Below are 18,625 nucleotides of genomic sequence, written 5' to 3'. Positions count from 1 at the left end.
CGCGAGACGCGCCCAGAAGCCTTCGTAATCCTGCTCGGCCTCGGCGGCCAGCGCCTGGTAGGCCGGCATGCCGGAAATGGCCGCCGCCTTCTCGAGCGCCTCGGGCGGCGCAAACTGACGGGTTTCGTGAAGAACCGATTCAATCGCAGACATCGACTACCCCTTGGTGAACATGAATCCTCTGCATGGCGGCGCGATCGTGCGCGCCGCGCGTCTTGGCCGGCGCATGCGCGCCGCTGTCTCCTACCCATCACCCGCGCCGGCCCGAAGGCTGCCGCGCGATGCTGCACCGCACCACGTCACACGATGGTGACCAGGCGACCCGGCAGCTTTCACAATAAGCGCTCCAACTTACCCGTCACTTACGCGCTACGGCCGTTTTCGCCCGCCGGCGGCGCCGCTCCCAGCTTTACGCTGTAACGAGCGCGACCCTACAATCCTAACTGAACTCGCCTTCCGGACTCCAGCTTGAATCGCTACGCCCTCTTCCTCATTCTGTCGATGCTGTTTGTCGGCAGCAACGTCGGTATCGGTAAATCCATCGTCGTCTTCGTCCCGGTCGCCATCCTTGCCACGCTGCGCTTCGTGATCGCGATCGCCGTGCTGTGGCCGCTGTTCAGCCCGGTGAAGATGCGCGCGGTCCGGCGCGCGGAATGGCTGAACCTGTTCCTGCAGGCGTTCTTCGGCACCTTCATGTTTACGCTGCTGATGCTCAACGGCGTGCAGCGCACGAGCGCGGTCGCGGCCGGCGTGATCACCAGCACGATCCCGGCCATCGTCGCGCTGTTCGCGTGGCTGATCCTGCGTGAAAAACCGAACGGCCGTGCGCTCATATCGATCGCGCTCGCGATCGCCGGCGTCGTGACGATCAATCTCGCCAATGGGAACGCGGGCAGCGCGTCCGCGCACGGCGCCGGCGGCACGTCGTCCGGCTCGCTGACCGGCAACCTGCTGATCCTCGGCGCCGTCTGCTGCGAATCGATCTACGTGATCCTGTCGCGCCGGCTCACGCAGACGCTCGCGCCGATCGACATCTGCGCATACACGCACCTGTTCGGCCTGTTCCTGATGCTGCCGCTCGGCGCGACGGCGCTGTGGCATTTCGATTACGCGAGCGTGCCGGCCAGTACGTGGGCGCTCGTCGTCTGGTACGGGCTGTCGGCCAGCATCTTCTCGTTCTGGCTGTGGATGAAGGGCATCCGGCACGTGCCGGGCAGCCTCGCCGGCGTGTTCAGCGCCGTGCTGCCGGTCGCGGCAGCCGCGTACGGCATCGCATTCCTCGGCGAACGTCCGACGCTCGCGCACGGCATTGCACTCGCGTGCGTCGTCACCGGCATCGTGCTCGCGAGCCTGCACGTGAAGCGCGTGCCGGCCGCCGCATCCTGATCCGTCCCCGGCAACCCCGGCGCGTCGCTGCAGTCGCGCCGGCCGACGCGTTACAATAGCGCGCCTTTTTCAAGATTACCCTCGATACCTGCGCACAGCGCCCAACCCTCCATCATGTCTGCCCCGCATTCGCCCGGCTCCACCCGTCGTCCGCTGCGCCCCCTGCCCGCGCTGATCTTCATGAGCCGCTGGCTCCAGGTTCCGCTTTATCTGGGCCTGATCGTCGCGCAGGCCGTCTATGTATTCCTGTTCCTGAAGGAAGTCTGGCACCTGCTGTCGCACGCGACCAGCCTCGACGAGATCAGCGTGATGCTCGCCGTGCTCGGCCTGATCGACGTGGTGATGATCTCGAACCTGCTGATCATGGTGATCGTCGGCGGCTACGAAACGTTCGTTTCGCGCCTCGGCATCGAGGGCCACCCCGACGAGCCCGAGTGGCTCGACCATGTGAACGCGGGCGTGCTGAAGGTCAAGCTGTCGATGGCGCTGATCAGCATTTCGTCGATCCACCTGCTGAAGACCTTCATCAACCCGGACCAGCACACGACGCACGCGATCATGTGGCAGGTGATCATCCACGTGTCGTTCCTCGTGTCGGCGCTCGTGATGGCGTGGGTCGACCGCCTGACGACCCACACGCACCCGGCCCATTTCCACGAGACGCACGCGCCTGCAGCGAACGAGTCCCGCAAGCCGGCCAAAGCAGCCGTCAACGCATAAACGCATTCCCCACAGTCCCACAGAGTCTCAGCCATGACCGTCATCAAACAGGAAGACCTGATCCAGAGCATCGCGGATTCGCTGCAGTACATCAGCTACTACCACCCGCTCGACTACATCCAGGCCCTCGGCCGTGCGTACGAGCTGGAAGAGAGCCCGGCCGCGAAGGACGCGATCGCGCAGATCCTCACGAACAGCCGCATGTGCGCGGAAGGCCGCCGCCCGATCTGCCAGGACACCGGCATCGTCACGATCTTCGTGAAGGTCGGCATGGACGTGCGCTGGGACGGCGCGACGATGGGTCTCACCGACATGATCAACGAAGGCGTGCGCCGCGGTTACACGCACCCGGACAACGTGCTGCGCGCATCCATCGTCAACCCGCCGGAAGGCGCTCGCAAGAACACGAAGGACAACACGCCGGCCGTGATCCACTACGAGATCGTGCCGGGCGACAAGGTCGACGTGCAGGTCGCGGCGAAGGGCGGCGGCTCGGAGAACAAGTCGAAGTTCGTGATGCTGAACCCGTCCGACTCGATCGTCGACTGGGTGCTGAAGACGGTCCCGACGATGGGCGCGGGCTGGTGCCCGCCGGGCATGCTCGGGATCGGCATCGGCGGCACCGCCGAAAAGGCGATGCTGATGGCGAAGGAATCGCTGATGGAGCCGATCGACATCCAGGAAATCATCGCGCGCGGCCCGAAGGACTGGGTCGAGGAACTGCGGGTCGAGCTGCACGAGAAGGTCAACGCGCTCGGCATCGGCGCACAGGGCCTCGGCGGCCTCGCGACCGTGCTCGACGTGAAGATCATGACCGCTCCGACGCACGCGGCGTCGAAGCCGGTCGCGCTGATCCCGAACTGCGCGGCAACCCGCCACGCGCACTTCGTGCTCGACGGCTCGGGCCCGGCCAAGCTTGAAGCGCCGTCGCTCGACGCCTGGCCGAAGGTCCAGTGGGAACCGAACACGGAAACCAGCAAGCGCGTCGACCTGAACACGCTGACGCCGGAAGAAGTCGCGAGCTGGACGCCGGGCCAGACGCTGCTGCTGTCGGGCAAGATGCTCACGGGCCGCGACGCCGCGCACAAGCGCATTGCCGACATGCTCGCGAAGGGCGAGAAGCTGCCGGTCGACTTCACGAACCGCGTGATCTACTACGTCGGCCCGGTCGATCCGGTGCGCGACGAAGTGGTCGGCCCGGCAGGCCCGACGACGGCCACGCGGATGGACAAGTTCACCGAGACGATGCTCGCCCAGACGGGTTTGATCTCGATGGTCGGCAAGGCAGAACGCGGCCCGGTCGCGATCGACGCGATCAAGAAGCACAAGGCGGCGTACCTGATGGCGGTCGGCGGTGCGGCCTACCTCGTGTCGAAGGCGATCCGCGGCGCGAAGGTGCTCGCATTCGAAGACCTCGGCATGGAAGCAATCTACGAGTTCGACGTGCAGGACATGCCTGTAACAGTTGCTGTCGATTCGTCGGGCACGTCGGTGCACCAGACCGGCCCGAAGGAATGGCAGGCGAAGATCGGCAAGATCCCGGTCGCAGCGGCTTAAGCGCGATCGAACGCAAGGCCGGACGGGAGTCCGGCCTTTTTACTTCTCATTCTCATTATTGCGCGCGGCCGGTTGTTCGAGGCTGATTCTCATTACACGCAAAAGGCAGGCCCGGCAAGGCTTCGAGGCTTGGCTTTTCTCGTTCGAGCGATTATCGTTCGGTTTCTGAAGCCCCACTGAACAAGGAACAGCCATGCAAGGCGACAAGAAAGTCATCGAATACCTGAACGCCCAACTGAAGAATGAACTCACGGCGATCAACCAGTACTTCCTGCATGCGCGCATGTACAAGCACTGGGGCCTCGACAAGCTCGGCAAGCACGAATACGACGAATCGATCGGCGAAATGAAGCACGCCGACTGGCTGATCGAACGCGTGTTCATGCTCGACGGCCTGCCGAACCTGCAGGATCTGCACAAGCTGCTCGTCGGCGAGGAGACCGAAGAGATCCTGAAGTGCGACCTGAAGCTCGAGCAGATCTCGCAGTCCACGTGCAAGGAAGCGATCGCTTACTGCGAATCGGTGCGTGACTACGTGTCGCGCGAGATCTTCGAAAAGATCCTCGACGACACCGAAGAGCACATCGACTGGCTGGAAACGCAGATTGACCTGATCGGCAAGGTCGGCCTGCAGAACTACCAGCAAACGATGATGGGTTCGCCCGAGTAATCACCACCGCTGCCACGATCGCCACCTCGCCGTCCGCATGACGATGACGCACCAACCGGCCGCTTCCGGGGTCCACCCCGCCGCCCCCGTCGGGATCTTCGATTCGGGGCTCGGCGGCCTGTCGGTGCTGCGCGCTGCGCGCGCGCACCTGCCCGGCGAGTCGTTCGTCTACGTCGCCGATTCGCACCACGCGCCGTATGGTCCGCGCGACGAGGCGTTCATTACGGAGCGCACGCTGGCCATCGGCGAGTGGCTCGCCCGCGAAGGGGCGAAAGCGCTCGTCATCGCGTGCAACACCGCCACGGCACGGGCGATCGCGGTCATCCGCGAACGCCTGTCGATACCGCTCGTCGGTGTCGAGCCGGGCATCAAACCGGCCGCCGCGCTGTCCACGACCGGCGTCGCGGGCGTCCTCGCGACGCAATCGACGCTGAACAGCCCGCGCTTCCAGGCGCTGCTCGACCGCTATGGCGCCGGCCGCCGCTTCATCTGCCAACCGGGCCACGGGCTCGTCGAAGCGATCGAACGCGGCGACACGAACTCGCCCGCCTTGCGCGCGTTGCTCGAGCGTTACCTGCAACCGATGCTCGACGACGGCGCCGACACGCTGGTGCTCGGCTGCACGCACTACCCGTTCTTCACGGAAACGATTCGTGACCTTGTTGGCGACCGCCTGACGATCGTCGACACGAGCGATGCCATCGCCCGCCAGCTCGCGCGGGTGCTCGACGAACGCGGCCTGCGCGCGCCGGCCGGCACGCGTGCCGCGCCGCCGCGCTTCTGCTCGACGAGCGACGGCCTGCAACTGCGCGCACTCGCGTCGACGCTGCTCGGCCTCGACGCGCCGGTCGAATCCGTCACCATTTCCTCGCCGAACGCGCGCGCCTGCGCGACCGCCTGACCCGCGCCGGCACACCGCCGGCGCGCCCTCTCCGTCCGCCCCGCCGTTTCAAGGGTCCGATGACCTTAAAAAAAGCCGAACCCAGGCTTGTCAACGTCCGCAAATTTAATGATAATAATTCGCATTAACGTTAGCTATCGCAACTCATCATGATCGTCTGCGTGTGCAAGTCTGTTTCCGATCGCAAGATTCGCGCGTCCCTCGCCGAGGGCGTGAGTTCTTTCGATGAACTCCAGTTCGAGCTCGGCGTGGCCACGTGCTGCGGCAAGTGCGAGGAGTCCGTACGCGACCTCATGGCCGAGCAAGGCGTCTGCGCGAGCCGGTGCGGTGTCGAGCACCACGCTCATCCGATCCCGGTGACGTTCTACGACCGCAAGGCCGCCTGAGCGGCGCCGAGCATACGCATGCGGCCCCGGCCGCATTTGATGTCTGACCGTCAGCAAGCCATCTTCCGCGCGAGCCAGCGGCTTACCTGCCAAGGAGCCTGTCATGGAATTGCTGATCGGATTTGTGACCACCGTGTGCATCTCGCTGCTGATCTTCCGCAAGTAGTACCGATCCACCCGCCGCGCCCCGGGTGCGACGTCGTTCTTTCAAGCTAACATGCAGGCTTCGCAATCCGCTCCTGCCGGCGTCCTGTCGGCTGCTCCACGAATGAATCCCCGGGTCATCACCGTCGCGGTCGGTGTGCTTGCCGCACACGCGATCATGTTGACGGCCGCGTGGCTCCATCGCAACGCGCCGCCGCCGAAATCGGTCGAGGTCCAGTCGATCACCGCGCAACTCATTACACCTGCGCCGATCGCCCAGCAGGTCGCAGCCGAATCGATCCCGCAGCCCGCGCCGCCGAAGCCCGCCCCGCGCGTCAAACCGAAGGTCGAGCCGAAGCCGGTGCAGAAGGCGGCGAAGCCGACGCCTCAGCCCGTTGCACAATCGCCTGCCCCGTCACCGACGCCCGCGCCGGCTGCCGATCCGACGCCGGCTCCTGCCGCGCCCGCACCTGCTGCGCCGGCCGCCACGCCCGGCCCGGCTCGCGACACGATGCAGGTCAGCGCGCCAAAGAACGTGCCGGCGCTCCAATGCAATTTCGTGAAACCCGACTACCCGTCGATGTCGCGTCGCCGCGGCGAATCGGGCACCGCCTATGTTCACTTCGTCGTCGGCGTGACCGGCAAGATCGAAAGCGTCGATCTGCAGAAGAGCAGCGGTTATCCGCGCCTCGACGACGCCGCACTCGACGCAATGCGCTCGACGACCTGCCGTCCGTATATCGAGAACGGCCAGGCGATCCGCGCCGCCCGCACGCAGCCCTACAACTTCGGGCTCACCGACTAACCTGCCTCATCCGGAAGATTCAAAGGAAACAAAAATGCAAAGCTACGGTATCGCGCACGTCTGGGCGCAAGGTGATTTCGTCACGCGCGCCATCGCGATCACGCTGCTCGTGATGTCGGTCCTGTCGTGGATCGTGATCATCGTCAAGGGCTGGAACGTGATTCGCCTGAACCGCCTCACGAAAAACGCGGAACAGGCATTCTGGCATTCGGACGACTTCGACGACGGCGTCAAGAAGCTCGGTCTCGCCGCATCGACGCCGAGCGACAACCCGTTCCTCGCGCTCGCGCTGTCGGGCAAGGAAGCCGCCGATCACCACCATCAGACGCAGCCGCACCTGCACGACCGCATGGACGTGTCGGACTGGGTCACGCGCTGCCTGAAGGACACGATGGACGAAGGCATCTCGCGCATGCAGGCCGGCCTGGCGATTCTCGCGTCGATCGGCAGCACGGCGCCGTTCGTGGGCCTGTTCGGCACGGTGTGGGGCATCTATCACGCACTGCTCGCGATCGGCGCAACCGGCCAGACGTCGATCGACCAGGTCGCGGGCCCCGTCGGCGAATCGCTGATCATGACGGCCTTCGGCCTGTTCGTCGCCATTCCCGCGGTGCTCGGCTACAACGCACTGACCCGCGCGAACAAGGGCGTCGTCAGCAAGCTGCGCCGCTTCGCGCACGGCCTGCACGCGTATTTCGTGACGGGCGCGCGCCTCGCGTCGTCGTCGCCCCGCGACGGCCTGCGTCTCGCGACGCGCGCCAGCTGAGACGGGGTGAACCATGGCAATGAACACCGGCTTCAGCGATGACGACGACGATGGCGTGATGAGCGAGATCAACATGACGCCGCTCGTCGACGTCATGCTCGTACTCCTGATCATTTTCCTCGTGACGATCCCGGCAATGCAGCACGCGGTGAAGATCGACCTGCCGCACGCAAGCAGCCAGCCCGTCGACGAGAAGCCGCAGACGGTCGACGTCGCGATCCAGGGCAACGGCACGATCCTGTGGAACGACCAGACGGTCACGCGCGAGCAGTTGCAGGCGCACATCGCGGAAGCGGCACAGCATCAGCCGCAACCGGAGTTGCATCTGCGCGCCGATCGCAAGGTTGCCTATGAGCGTGTGGCCGAAGTCATGTCCGATGCGCAGGCCGGCGGCCTGACGAAACTCGGCTTCGTGACGGAGCCGACCGCGAAGGCGAAGTAACGCACGCGCATTTTTTCGCGTCGCCGTTCGCCCTTGCCGGCCGCACCTCGCCGGCCACGCACAAAGTAAAAGGCCTTCATCGCCAGATGAAGGCCTTTTTTCATGCGCACGCGGGCGCCTTCGGGCGGCGGGCTCTTCGGCGGTATCGGTTGCGCCTCGAGCAACGCAAATGCGGCTACCGTGGTCTGCACGGACTGCGCGTTCTGCCCTATCTGGCTCGCAATATATGCGGCCACCTGATTCCGCTCACAACTTCCTTCGCGAAATGGGATTTCAATATAGGCCTGCGCGCTTGCGCATTCAAGGCCCCGGCGATTGAAACTTGCGATTGCAGGCGGCGCTTCAATGACAAAACAAATTTGCCACGACGCGCATCTTGCGTTCAGGTGGCCGAAGCATCAGCCGCCGCGGCTTCCTTCTTCCCGCGCTCGGGGCAGCTCGGCTGCTTGTAATCGCCGTGGTCGAGCTTCTCGACCAGGTAGTCGACAAACGCGCGGACCGCGGGCGGCATCCCCTGCCGCGACACGAACACCGCGTAGAGTTGCGGCACCGGCAGCGTCCAGCCCGGCATCACCGGCGACAACTGTCCCGCGCGCAATGCATTGCCGTACATCATCTCGGGCAGCGCCGCGATGCCGAGGCCGTCGAGCACGGCCTCACGGATCGTCATCAGGTCGGCCGTCACGAGCCTCGGATCGTGCTCGTGCAAGTGACGGGTGCCATCCGGCGCGATCAGGTTGAACACGTGCCGTCCGTCGACGCTCGGCGTATCGAGCGTCTCGAAGTGCGCCAGATCGTCCGGCACGAGCGGCGGCGCATTCTGGCTCAGCAGGCTCGGCGCGCCGACCAGCATCTGCTCGGTCCGCCACAGTGGCCGCACGACGATGTTCGCGTTCTGCGGCGGTTCGGAGCGCACGCGCAACGCGACGTCGATCGAATCCTCGAACAGGTCGATCACGCGATTCGTCACACGGATGTGTACCTTCACCTCGGGATAGCGGTGCAGAAATTCGGGGAGGATGCGCGACAGCATGGTCTGCGACAGCGTGACGGGGACGCTCACGCGCACCGAGCCGCGCGGCGACGAGCGCAGCTGCTGCACGGCGTTCATCGCGGCCTGGGCTTCGGCGAGCATCGCCTGGCAATGCTGGTAGAAGAGTTCCCCCGCCTCGGTCAGCGCGAGCTTGCGCGTCGAACGCTGCAGCAGGCGCACGCCCAGCGCCGCCTCGAGTTCGGTCAGCCGCCGGGACAGGCGCGATTTCGAGATACCCAGCACGCGTTCCGCAGCCGAGAAACCACCGTGTTCGACGACCTGTGAAAAGTACATGAGGTCGTTCAGGTTGTGTGCATCGATGTTCATGTCATCGTTCCAATTTCAGAACAATCCATTGCGAACCGCCGCAAATCGGACCGTAAAACGCCCAATATAATAGCGCTATGTTTCAAAAATAACGCTATTCCGATGACATCGAGGGCTTTTCCATGACGACCGCTCGCTCGCTTGACCGCACGTACCCCGCACTTCGCACGACCGAAGGCGGCGGCTTCGTGGTTCACCGCCCGTTCCCGACCCGGCTGCTGATGGATTTCGATCCGTTCCTGCTGCTCGATGAAATGGGCCCCGTCGACTACGCCCCTGGCGAAGCCAAGGGCGCACCCGACCATCCGCATCGTGGCTTCGAGACGGTCACCTACGTGCTCGACGGGCGCTTTCGCCATCGCGATTCGACCGGCCACGCCGGCGCGCTCGGGCCCGGCGACGTGCAGTGGATGACGGCCGGCGCGGGCGTGGTGCACAGCGAAATGCCCGATCCCGGGTTCGCGCAGGCAGGCGGACGCTCGCACGGCTTCCAGCTGTGGGTCAACCTGCCGCGGCGCGACAAGCTGATCGCACCGCGCTACCAGGAAATCCCGGCCGGCCGGATCCCGAGCGCGACATCGCCGGACGGCCGTGTGCAGGTCCGCGTGATCGCCGGCGAAGCGTTCGGCGTGCGCGCGGCGATCGAGACGCGCACGCCGATCCTCTACCAGCATTTCACGCTGCAACCGGGCGCAACGGTCACGCAGCCGGTGCCGGCAGGTTATCGTGTGTTCGCCTACCCGCTCGACGGAGCGGGCCGCTACGGGCCCGAACGGCAGCTTGTCGACGCACGGCACATGGTCGTCTACGGTGACGATGGCGACGCGGTGACGTTCGAAGCGGGCGATACGCCGCTTGAGCTGCTGCTGATCGGCGGCGTGCCGCTCAACGAGCCGATCGTCCGCTATGGCCCGTTCGTGATGAATACCGAGGAAGAGATCCGGCAGGCCGTCGTCGACTACCAGACCGGCCGCATGGGCCGCATCGAAGCGTGACGTGCGATGGGGGCCGCAGGTGCCGCGAAACCGCTCGTTTTGCGTCACAATGACTTCTTGAACCATGTGGCTGCCCGCCACCAGAAGGAACCCGTCCCCTTGAACTTCGAACATCTGATCCAGATCAACTCCGACGATCCGGCCGTGCCGGCCCTCACCCGCGACCAGCTCTGGGAAGGCCTGGTGCTGCGCGCCGAACAGCCGCAGCTGTTCGTGATCGGCCTCGACAGCTGCGTCGTCCACGAACGGACGGATACGACGCTCGAACGCGAGCTGCACTACGGGCATGCGACCGTGCGCGACCACGTGACGTTCACGCCGAACCAGCAAGTGCGCTACGACATCCGCGCGGCCGGCGGTGAAATCGGCGGCTCGCTGACGATGACGATTGAGGAGCGCGACGACCACGAGCTGTTCCTGCGCTTCGAATATCGCACGACGCTGACTGTCACGGACGACAGTGAGGAAGCGCGTCAGACGCACGGCATCGTCAAGGAAGCGTATCGCACGTCGGACATCGACACGGTGCGCCTGATCCGCGAATACGCACAAGGGCGCAAGGATCCCGACCCGCTTCACTGACGTCGGCGGCGGCCTTCGGCCGCCTCTTTGATTCAAGCTATCGGATTTGCCATATCGATCGATAAAGATTTTTTGTAAATGGGAATAGTTATCATTTAGAATCATTCCATCGTATCGACAGTCACCGATCAACCGAATGACCGACACCACGCGCCCGACCACGCTGACCTTGCGCCGCACGACCGGCACTGCAAGCGGCAACCGTCAGAAGACGGCAGCGGTCACGACGCCGGCGAAGCCCGCCGGAAGCCGCGATGCCGGCACACGGACCCTCAACAGCGATGCGCTGCTGCAAGGTCATAGCCATATCAGCATCGCGCATAACGGAGAGACATATCAGTTGCGTGCCACGCGGCTCGGCAAACTGATCCTGACGAAGTAGCGACAGCGTATTGTGGGGACCACCTCCCTGAGAGGTGTTGGGCAGTAGCCAGCGTAACGGCTTGCACGCGAGATCTAGACCCCTTCGTGCAAACACACTCAAGCAGCCGTTGCAGCAAGCCAAGCCACTTTTTTTGGTTCTCGCACAAGGAAGAAAAAAAGCGACACGTCGAAGGACGTGTCGCTTTTTTGTTTGGGCGTCCGGATGCAATGGAAAAGGCATCGCGGCTATCGGCGCTGCTGCTTCAGCGCGCTCCGGGGCCGGCGGCGGAACACTTTCGCCGGCTCACTCCGGAACGTGGCCGCAAGGCCGTCGATCCCGCCTCAGAAACCCCAGAACATCAACCACCACGCGCTGTCAACGACGGCCAGGCCGGCCGCGAACCACGCGAATGCTGCGAGTCGGCGCGGCCACGGCGCATAGCGCCCCGTCACCTTCCATGCAAGCCAGGCGCTCCACGCGTTCGCGCAGACCAGAATCGCGATGCGCACGTCGGTTGCCCAGCCGAGCGGCACGTGCTCGGCCCGCAGCAGCGACAGCGTCGTCGCCGACAGCCCGAGGAACACGCCCGCCCCCGCGATCGGGATCAGCGCCTGCGCGAGATGATGGAGACGCACGCGGTCGAAACGGCCGAGCATCAGCGTCGCGCCGGCCAGCAGCACGAGCAGCGCGGTGCCGTACACGAGCCCCGTACCGACGATGTAGCTGACGATCAGACCGCCGTCGAGCCACGAGAACACGTCATTGCGATCCGGGTAATGCGTGAGCAGGAACCACGGTGCATTGGTCTCGAGCGGCCACGTAATGTCGCGATCGATCAGCCAGCCCGCGAGCCATTGCTTGATCTGTACGAACCATGGGCTGACGGTCCAGTGGAACGCGCCGATCGCGACGCCGAGCAGGCCGTACAGGATCAGCGCCGTGTCCCACGGGTTCGCCTGCTGCGCACCGAGGTTCACGACCTCGTCGGACGGCGAGCGCCACGACAGCGCGATCGCGTCACGATGCCCGCTACAGCGGCCGCACATGTGGCACGCGGCGGCGCCCTTCATGTTGCGCAACGGCACGAGCGGCGCACAATTGATCGGAATCACGCGGTGCCCGTGCTCGCCGCTCTTGTACGAGCGACGCCAGGCATCCTCGTCGACCTTGTAGCGCATCGGCGCGAGCCGCGACAGCAACCCGAACACGCCGTTGACCGGGCACAGGTACTTGCACCACACGCGCTTCTCGCGGCCGTACAGCACGCCGATCACGATCGCGCCGACGGTCGAGCCGCCGAGCACGAACAGCACCGCCAGCGGGTACTGGTACACGCTGACCATCTGCCCGTAGATCGTCGTGAGCCCGAATGCGACGAACGGCCAGCCGCCCCACCGCATCCAGCGCGGAATCGCGCCGCCGCGGCCGAACCGGCTCGCATATTCGGTGAGCGCACCTTCGGGGCACAGCACGCCGCACCAGACGCGGCCGAGCATCACCATCGACAGCAGCACGAACGGCCACCAGATGCCCCAGAACACGAACTGCGCAATCAGCGTGAGGTTGTTCCACAGGTGCGCGGAATCGTCCGGCAGCGGCAACACCGCCGGCACGATGATCAGGAACGCATAGACGGCGACGACGACCCACTGGATGCCGCGGATCACCGCGCCGTGGCGCTGCATCCACTGGCCGGCCTGCGCGAGCCAGCCCGGCTTGGCTGCGGCGACAACGCTCATGCCGCGCGACCCGCAGGAACGGCCGGACGGCGGCTCGCGCGCTTCATCAGCAGCCAGACCACCGCCCAATACGCCGCATAGGCGACCAGGTTGGTCAGCGCCGGGTGTGCGCGATAGCCGGTCAGCGTCGCGACGAGCGAACCGAACGTGCCGGAATCATCGAGGATCCCTGACGTGTCCCACACTTGCGAAATGCCGAGCGGCAGGATTTCCTTGTCGATCAGCTTGTCGACGCCGGTCTGGAACAGGCCCGCACCGAGGAACAGCAGCATCACTTCGGTGACACGGAAGAAATGCCGCCACGAGAAGTACTTGCCGCCGAGCTGCAGCAGATAGAACGTGAGGAACGCGAGACCGAGGCCGATCACGACCGCGAGCATCTGGCTGCCGTCCACGTGCCCCGACTGGCCGAAACCGAGGCCGTACAGGAAGATCACCGTCTCGCTGCCTTCGCGGGCGATCGCGAGCGCGACCAGCACGGCAACGCCCCACCAGTTCGAATCGCGCGTGCTCTGCTGCAGCGACTGCTCCATGTCGCGCTTCAGCGTGCGGCCGTGCCGGCGCATCCACAGCACCATCTGCACGATCAGCACGCACGCGATCAGCACCATCGCGGTCTGGAAATAGTCCTGTGCGTCGCCGGACAGCACTTCGGTGAAGCCGACGAGCGCGGCGCCGAGACCGATGGCCATCAGCAGGCCGACTGCCACGCCCGTCCACAGAAAGGGCAGGCCGCGGCGCGCGTCGTCGTCGCCGTTCTTCAGCCATGCATAGAGGATGCCGACGACGAGCAGCGCTTCGACGCTCTCCCGCCAGACGATGAACAAGATCTGACCCATTGAATCCTCCTGACGTGCGGAGCAAGGTACTCGCGCGCCCGCACGCAGATAAAACGCATTACTTCGCGACGATCACGCCCTGTGCCTGCTGGTGGAAATCGTCGAAAAACTTGTACTCGCCCGGCGACAGCGGGGCGACAACCACGAACGAATCGGCGCCCGGTGCGAGCACCTTCTCCTTGCGCAACTGCACGCTCTCGAATTCGGCGGCGCCCTTGCCGGTATTCCTGATCTCGATCTTGAAGCGCTGGCCGGCCGGCACTTCGATCCGGGCGGGATTCAGCTTGCCGTCCGTCATCTCGAGCTTGAACGTCGGCAGATCGGCGGCATGCGCCGCGCCGGCGAGCCACAGCGCGGCGGCTGCGGCGACGATTTTCTGGGGAAATTTCATTCTGGGTTCTCTACGCCGACGGCGCGCCGAAGCGCGCCGTCCGTGATGCCACCGATCAGTACCCGCCCTTCTTGCCGATGCCGGCGAACGGGAAGTCGTATTCGAGGGTGACGGGCTTGAACCACGCGCCCACGCCCGTTTCCTTGTCGACGTGACGGCCGAACGCCATGTGGCCCGACTGCATCGGCGGCTTGACGGTCATCGTCAGGTGGTACTTGCCGGGGCCGGCCAGCTTCACGTTGTCGCCATAGTGCGGGCCGTCGCTCGCGACCATGCCCATCAGGTCGCCTTCGGCCTTCCACTTCGTGTCGCCCTGCTTCGTCAGCTTGTACGTGACCTGCAGGTACGGCATCCAGTCGCCTTCCGCGAAACCCGTCGGGTTGTTCTTGACCGCGTGGATGTCCGCCTCGAGGTGGATGTCGGAATCCGACGCCTTGCGCATCATCCCTTCCGGATCCATCGTGATCGGCTGCAGGTACACCGCGCCGATTTCCATGCCGCCCTGGATCTGCTGCTTGCCGATCGGATATTCGGCCGCCGAGGCCGACATCGCGGCAAGCGCCGCCGCTACCGCAACCGACGTGCGGATGAACGAAGAACCCAACATGGACACTCCTTGTTATTTGTCTGACATGCTGCGAACCGCCCTCCTGGGCGGCTCACCGAAAACACTAACGCGATGAAGAACGTTAATGCGAACTATTCTCAATACATGCGGAGTTTAGCACCGAACCGGCTCCGGAACAAACGAGATCCTGCGTAAACCCCTGATCTGACAAGGCTTACAACGGCGTTACCGGGAGGCTTCAGTGACGTTTGGAAAGATTTACCGGCCGCCGTTGACGTGGTCGCCCACGTTCGCGCCGAATACGCGTTCGCGCAGCAGCGCCAGCTGATCGCGGGTGGCCGCGGCCTTTTCGAACTCGAGGTTTTTCGCGTAATCGGCCATCTGCTTTTCGAGCCGCTTGATTTCCTTCGCGATCTGCTTTTCCGACATGTCCTCGAACTTCGCGCGTTGCTGCGCTTCCTTCAGCTCGGCGCGCGCGTCATCGGCGTTGTAGACGCCGTCGATGATGTCCTTGATGCGCTTCACGACGCCGCGCGGCGTGATGCCCATCTTCTCGTTGTGCGCGATCTGCTTCGCGCGGCGCCGCTCGGTCTCGCCGATCGCGCGCTTCATCGATTCGGTCATCGTGTCGGCGTAGAGGACGGCCTTGCCGTTCACGTTGCGCGCCGCGCGGCCGATCGTCTGGATCAGCGAGCGCTCCGCGCGCAGGAAGCCTTCCTTGTCCGCGTCCAGAATCGCGACGAGCGCCACTTCCGGAATGTCGAGGCCTTCGCGCAACAGGTTGATCCCGACCAGCACGTCGAACGTGCCGAGCCGCAGGTCGCGGATGATCTCGACCCGCTCCACCGTGTCGATGTCGCTGTGCAGGTAGCGCACCTTGACGCCGTGGTCGGCCAGGAACTCGGTAAGCTGCTCGGCCATCCGCTTCGTCAGCACGGTGATCAGCACCCGCTCGCCGGCGTTCACGCGCGCGTTGATCTCGGTCAGCACGTCGTCGACCTGCGAGCTTGCCGGGCGCACTTCGATTTCCGGGTCGACGAGCCCGGTCGGCCGCACCACCTGCTCGGCGACCTGCCCCGTCACGCGCTGCTCGTAGTCCGCGGGCGTCGCCGACACGAACACCACCTGGCGCATCTTGCGTTCGAACTCCGGGAACTTGAGCGGCCGGTTGTCAAGCGCCGACGGCAGCCGGAAGCCGTAGTTGACGAGGTTTTCCTTGCGCGCGCGGTCGCCGTTGTACATGCCGTTCAGCTGGCCGATCAGCACGTGCGATTCGTCGAGCAGCATCAGCGCGTCGGGCGGCAGGTAGTCGACGAGCGTCGGCGGCGGCTCGCCGGGCGCGGCGCCCGAGAAGTGCCGCGAGTAGTTCTCGATGCCCTTGCAGAAGCCGAGCTCCTGCAGCATCTCGAGGTCGAAGCGCGTGCGCTGCTCGAGGCGCTGCGCCTCGACGAGCTTGCCGTCGCGGTGGAAGAACTCGAGGCGCTCGCGCAATTCGTCCTTGATCGTCTCGACCGCACGCATCACGGTGTCGCGCGGCGTCACATAGTGCGACGACGGATACACGGTGAAGCGCGGAATCTTCTGCCGCACGCGCCCGGTCAGCGGGTCGAACAGCTGCAGCGTCTCGACCTCGTCGTCGAACAGCTCGACGCGCACGGCCATCTCCGCGTGCTCGGCCGGGAAGATGTCGATCGTGTCGCCGCGCACGCGGAACGTGCCGCGCTGGAAGTCCTGTTCGTTGCGCGAGTACTGCATCGCGATCAGCCGCGCGATCACGTCGCGCTGGCCGAGCTTGTCGCCGGTGCGCAGCGTCAGGATCATCTGGTGGTATTCGGACGGGTTGCCGATACCGTAGATCGCCGACACCGTCGCGACGATCACCACGTCGCGGCGCTCCATCAGGCTCTTCGTCGCCGACAGCCGCATCTGCTCGATGTGCTCGTTGATCGACGAGTCCTTCTCGATGAACAGGTCGCGCTGCGGCACGTAAGCTTCCGGCTGGTAATAGTCGTAGTACGAGACGAAGTACTCGACCGCATTGCGCGGGAAAAACTCGCGGAACTCCGCGTAGAGCTGCGCCGCGAGCGTCTTGTTCGGTGCGAACACGATTGCCGGGCGGCCGAGCCGCGCAATCGTGTTGGCCATCGTGAAGGTCTTGCCCGAACCGGTCACGCCGAGCAGCGTCTGGAATGCGAGGCCGTCGCCGACACCTTCGACGAGCGTCTCGATCGCGGTCGGCTGGTCGCCTGCGGGTGGATACGGTTGGTACAGCTGGAACGGCGACCCTTCGAAGGTCACGAATTTCGATTCGTCGAGCGCGTCGCCGACTTCGGCGTGATGTTCGGACATGGAGTGCGGCCGGAGCGAGGGCAAAAAAACTATTCTAGCGCTTCGCGGCGTTGCGAACCGCTGACGGCTCCTGACGCTCGGCAACCGGCCGAAATCGCAATTCGCCGCGCAATCGCCGCCTCCACAAGCGTGAATTCGCTACAATATCAGGCTCCTGTGCTTTCCGGCGCCGTGCCTGCTGGCGCGCGGTCCGCTGCGCCCGCCCGCCGGATGAAAGCCTGACCCTCTTTTCACTACTGCCGAATCATCATGTCGCTCTTCTCCGCTGTCCAGCTTGCTCCCCGCGACCCGATCCTGGGCCTGAACGAAGCCTTCAACGCCGATACGCGTCCGACCAAGGTCAACCTCGGCGTCGGTGTGTACACGAACGAAGAAGGCAAGATTCCGCTGCTGCGCGCCGTTCGCGAAGCGGAAAAGGCACGTGTCGACGCCGGCCTGCCGCGCGGCTACCTGCCGATCGACGGGATCGCCGCCTACGACGCAGCGGTGCAGAAGCTGCTGCTCGGCAACGATTCGCCGCTGATCGCCGCGGGCCGTGTGGTCACGGCGCAGGCACTGGGCGGCACGGGCGCATTGAAGATCGGCGCCGATTTCCTGCGCACCGTGAACCCGAACGCGAAGGTCGCGATCAGCGACCCGAGCTGGGAAAACCACCGCGCGCTGTTCGAAGCGGCCGGCTTCGAAGTCGTCGCCTATCCGTACTACGACGCCGCCACCAACGGCGTGAACTTCGACGGCATGCTGTCGGCGCTGAACGGCTATGCGGCAGGCACGATCGTCGTGCTGCACGCGTGCTGCCACAACCCGACCGGCGTGGACCTGACCGAAGCGCAATGGCAGCAGGTCGTCGACGTCGTCAAGGCGCGCAACCTCGTGCCGTTCCTCGACATGGCCTACCAGGGCTTCGGCGAGAACATCGAGGCCGATGCGGCTGCCGTGCGCCTGTTTGCCGCGGCCGACCTGAACGCATTCGTGTCGTCGTCGTTCTCGAAGTCGTTCTCGCTGTACGGCGAGCGTGTCGGCGCGCTGTCGATCATCACGTCGAGCAAGGAAGAAGCGACGCGCGTGCTGTCGCAACTGAAGCGCGTGATCCGCACGAACTACTCGAACCCGCCGACCCATGGCGGCGCAGTCGTCGCGGCCGTGCTCGCGTCGCCGGAACTGCACGCTGCGTGGGTGCAGGAACTCGGCGAAATGCGCGACCGCATCCGCGCGATGCGCAATGGTCTCGTCGAGCGCCTGAAGGCGAGCGGCGTCGATCGCGACTTCAGCTTCATCAACGCGCAGCGCGGGATGTTCTCGTATTCGGGCCTGACCTCGGCGCAAGTCGATCGCCTGCGCGAAGAGTTCGGCATCTACGCAGTCGGCACCGGCCGGATCTGCGTCGCAGCACTGAACACGCGCAACCTCGACGCGGTCGCCAATGCAGTCGCAACGGTCCTGAAGTAAGTCGGCGTCAGCGGGCGGCAGCCCGCCCTGCTGAAACAAAAAACGCGCTCCCCGGAGCGCGTTTTTTATGCCGTTCTGCCGGCCGGCGGCGGCTCCGCACGAGCGGCACGCGTCGCGGCCGCCCGTGCCGGAGCCCGTTACTGCATGAACCAGCCGTGGCTGACGACGAACGACTGGCCCGTGAGCGCGGCGCTCGGGAACGCCGACAGGAA

The 18,625-nt window shown here is 65.0% G+C and carries 19 protein-coding genes and 1 pseudogene; 13 read left to right on the top strand and 7 right to left on the bottom strand.

Features of this window, described 5'->3' with window-relative positions:
- Positions 1 to 153, bottom strand: a pseudogene (locus DIE21_RS36100) (AMP-dependent synthetase); the annotation flags it as partial.
- Between the two features lie 315 nt (positions 154 to 468).
- On the opposite strand from DIE21_RS36100, the gene DIE21_RS36090 reads away from it, so the two are divergent.
- The 9 genes from DIE21_RS36090 (at position 469) to DIE21_RS36050 (ending at position 7,777) form a co-directional block, all read left to right on the top strand.
- Positions 469 to 1,386: a DMT family transporter gene (locus DIE21_RS36090; protein WP_124502107.1), complete on the top strand. Its 918-nt coding sequence runs from the start codon at positions 469 to 471 to the stop codon at positions 1,384 to 1,386.
- Positions 1,387 to 1,500: 114 nt separating this feature from the next.
- Entirely contained in the window at positions 1,501 to 2,106 is a 606-nt protein-coding gene (locus DIE21_RS36085; protein ID WP_124502106.1) for a TIGR00645 family protein, read from the top strand.
- Between the two features lie 33 nt (positions 2,107 to 2,139).
- Positions 2,140 to 3,663 (top strand): fumarate hydratase, encoded by a 1,524-nt coding sequence (locus DIE21_RS36080; protein WP_124502105.1) that lies wholly within the window; start codon positions 2,140 to 2,142, stop codon positions 3,661 to 3,663.
- A 193-nt stretch (positions 3,664 to 3,856) separates the two neighbouring features.
- Positions 3,857 to 4,333, top strand: a complete 477-nt coding sequence (gene bfr, locus DIE21_RS36075) for a bacterioferritin (protein WP_006482753.1) — start codon at positions 3,857 to 3,859, stop codon at positions 4,331 to 4,333.
- 37 nt (positions 4,334 to 4,370) lie between these two features.
- Positions 4,371 to 5,234 carry a glutamate racemase gene (gene murI, locus DIE21_RS36070; protein WP_409364676.1) on the top strand — a complete coding sequence of 288 codons (864 nt, stop codon included), beginning with the start codon at positions 4,371 to 4,373 and terminating at the stop codon, positions 5,232 to 5,234.
- A 149-nt stretch (positions 5,235 to 5,383) separates the two neighbouring features.
- Entirely contained in the window at positions 5,384 to 5,620 is a 237-nt protein-coding gene (locus tag DIE21_RS36065) for a bacterioferritin-associated ferredoxin (RefSeq protein ID WP_011885486.1), read from the top strand.
- Positions 5,621 to 5,837: 217 nt separating this feature from the next.
- Entirely contained in the window at positions 5,838 to 6,569 is a 732-nt protein-coding gene (locus tag DIE21_RS36060) for an energy transducer TonB (protein ID WP_124502103.1), read from the top strand.
- 34 nt (positions 6,570 to 6,603) lie between these two features.
- Positions 6,604 to 7,335 carry a MotA/TolQ/ExbB proton channel family protein gene (locus tag DIE21_RS36055; protein WP_124502102.1) on the top strand — a complete coding sequence of 244 codons (732 nt, stop codon included), beginning with the start codon at positions 6,604 to 6,606 and terminating at the stop codon, positions 7,333 to 7,335.
- 13 nt (positions 7,336 to 7,348) lie between these two features.
- A complete protein-coding gene (locus tag DIE21_RS36050; RefSeq protein ID WP_006754473.1) occupies positions 7,349 to 7,777 on the top strand; it encodes a biopolymer transporter ExbD in 429 nt (142 codons plus the stop codon).
- Between the two features lie 382 nt (positions 7,778 to 8,159).
- Here DIE21_RS36050 and DIE21_RS36045 read toward each other — a convergent pair whose 3' ends face one another.
- The gene (locus DIE21_RS36045; RefSeq protein ID WP_124502101.1) at positions 8,160 to 9,137 is read right to left on the bottom strand and encodes a LysR family transcriptional regulator; all 978 of its coding nucleotides are present in this window, start codon (positions 9,135 to 9,137) and stop codon (positions 8,160 to 8,162) included.
- A gap of 122 nt (positions 9,138 to 9,259) precedes the next feature.
- Here DIE21_RS36045 and DIE21_RS36040 point away from each other — a divergent pair, with 122 nt between their 5' ends.
- From DIE21_RS36040 to hemP, 3 genes are all read left to right on the top strand, one after another.
- A complete protein-coding gene (locus DIE21_RS36040) occupies positions 9,260 to 10,132 on the top strand; it encodes a pirin family protein (protein WP_124502100.1) in 873 nt (290 codons plus the stop codon).
- A 99-nt stretch (positions 10,133 to 10,231) separates the two neighbouring features.
- On the top strand, positions 10,232 to 10,714 hold the full coding sequence (locus DIE21_RS36035) for an SRPBCC family protein (RefSeq protein ID WP_124502099.1): 483 nt from the start codon (positions 10,232 to 10,234) through the stop codon (positions 10,712 to 10,714).
- A 136-nt stretch (positions 10,715 to 10,850) separates the two neighbouring features.
- A complete protein-coding gene (gene hemP, locus DIE21_RS36030) occupies positions 10,851 to 11,096 on the top strand; it encodes a hemin uptake protein HemP (protein WP_124502098.1) in 246 nt (81 codons plus the stop codon).
- A 323-nt stretch (positions 11,097 to 11,419) separates the two neighbouring features.
- On the opposite strand, the gene DIE21_RS36020 is transcribed toward hemP, so the two are convergent.
- From DIE21_RS36020 to uvrB, 5 genes are all read right to left on the bottom strand, one after another.
- Positions 11,420 to 12,817, bottom strand: coding sequence for a 4Fe-4S binding protein (locus DIE21_RS36020; protein WP_124502096.1), 1,398 nt, complete (start codon positions 12,815 to 12,817; stop codon positions 11,420 to 11,422).
- On the bottom strand, positions 12,814 to 13,656 hold the full coding sequence (locus DIE21_RS36015) for an FTR1 family protein (protein ID WP_124502095.1): 843 nt from the start codon (positions 13,654 to 13,656) through the stop codon (positions 12,814 to 12,816). The genes DIE21_RS36020 and DIE21_RS36015 overlap by 4 nt, the downstream gene beginning before the upstream one ends.
- A 58-nt stretch (positions 13,657 to 13,714) precedes the next feature.
- Positions 13,715 to 14,047: a cupredoxin domain-containing protein gene (locus tag DIE21_RS36010; RefSeq protein ID WP_006760846.1), complete on the bottom strand. Its 333-nt coding sequence runs from the start codon at positions 14,045 to 14,047 to the stop codon at positions 13,715 to 13,717.
- A 55-nt stretch (positions 14,048 to 14,102) separates the two neighbouring features.
- Positions 14,103 to 14,654, bottom strand: coding sequence for an iron transporter (locus DIE21_RS36005; protein WP_124502094.1), 552 nt, complete (start codon positions 14,652 to 14,654; stop codon positions 14,103 to 14,105).
- A 219-nt stretch (positions 14,655 to 14,873) separates the two neighbouring features.
- Complete coding sequence (uvrB, locus tag DIE21_RS36000) at positions 14,874 to 16,964, bottom strand: excinuclease ABC subunit UvrB (RefSeq protein ID WP_124502093.1); 2,091 nt, start codon at positions 16,962 to 16,964, stop codon at positions 14,874 to 14,876.
- Between the two features lie 249 nt (positions 16,965 to 17,213).
- Between uvrB and DIE21_RS35990 the strand changes: the two genes are divergently transcribed.
- Complete coding sequence (locus DIE21_RS35990; RefSeq protein WP_124502092.1) at positions 17,214 to 18,413, top strand: amino acid aminotransferase; 1,200 nt, start codon at positions 17,214 to 17,216, stop codon at positions 18,411 to 18,413.
- Positions 18,414 to 18,625: the final 212 nt, after the last annotated feature.

Origin of the sequence: Burkholderia sp. Bp9140 (assembly GCF_003853425.1) — a bacterium.
Lineage (GTDB): Bacteria > Pseudomonadota > Gammaproteobacteria > Burkholderiales > Burkholderiaceae > Burkholderia.
The sequence above is the reverse complement of the archived record's forward strand: the minus strand, read 5'-3'. Positions and strand labels throughout refer to the sequence as shown.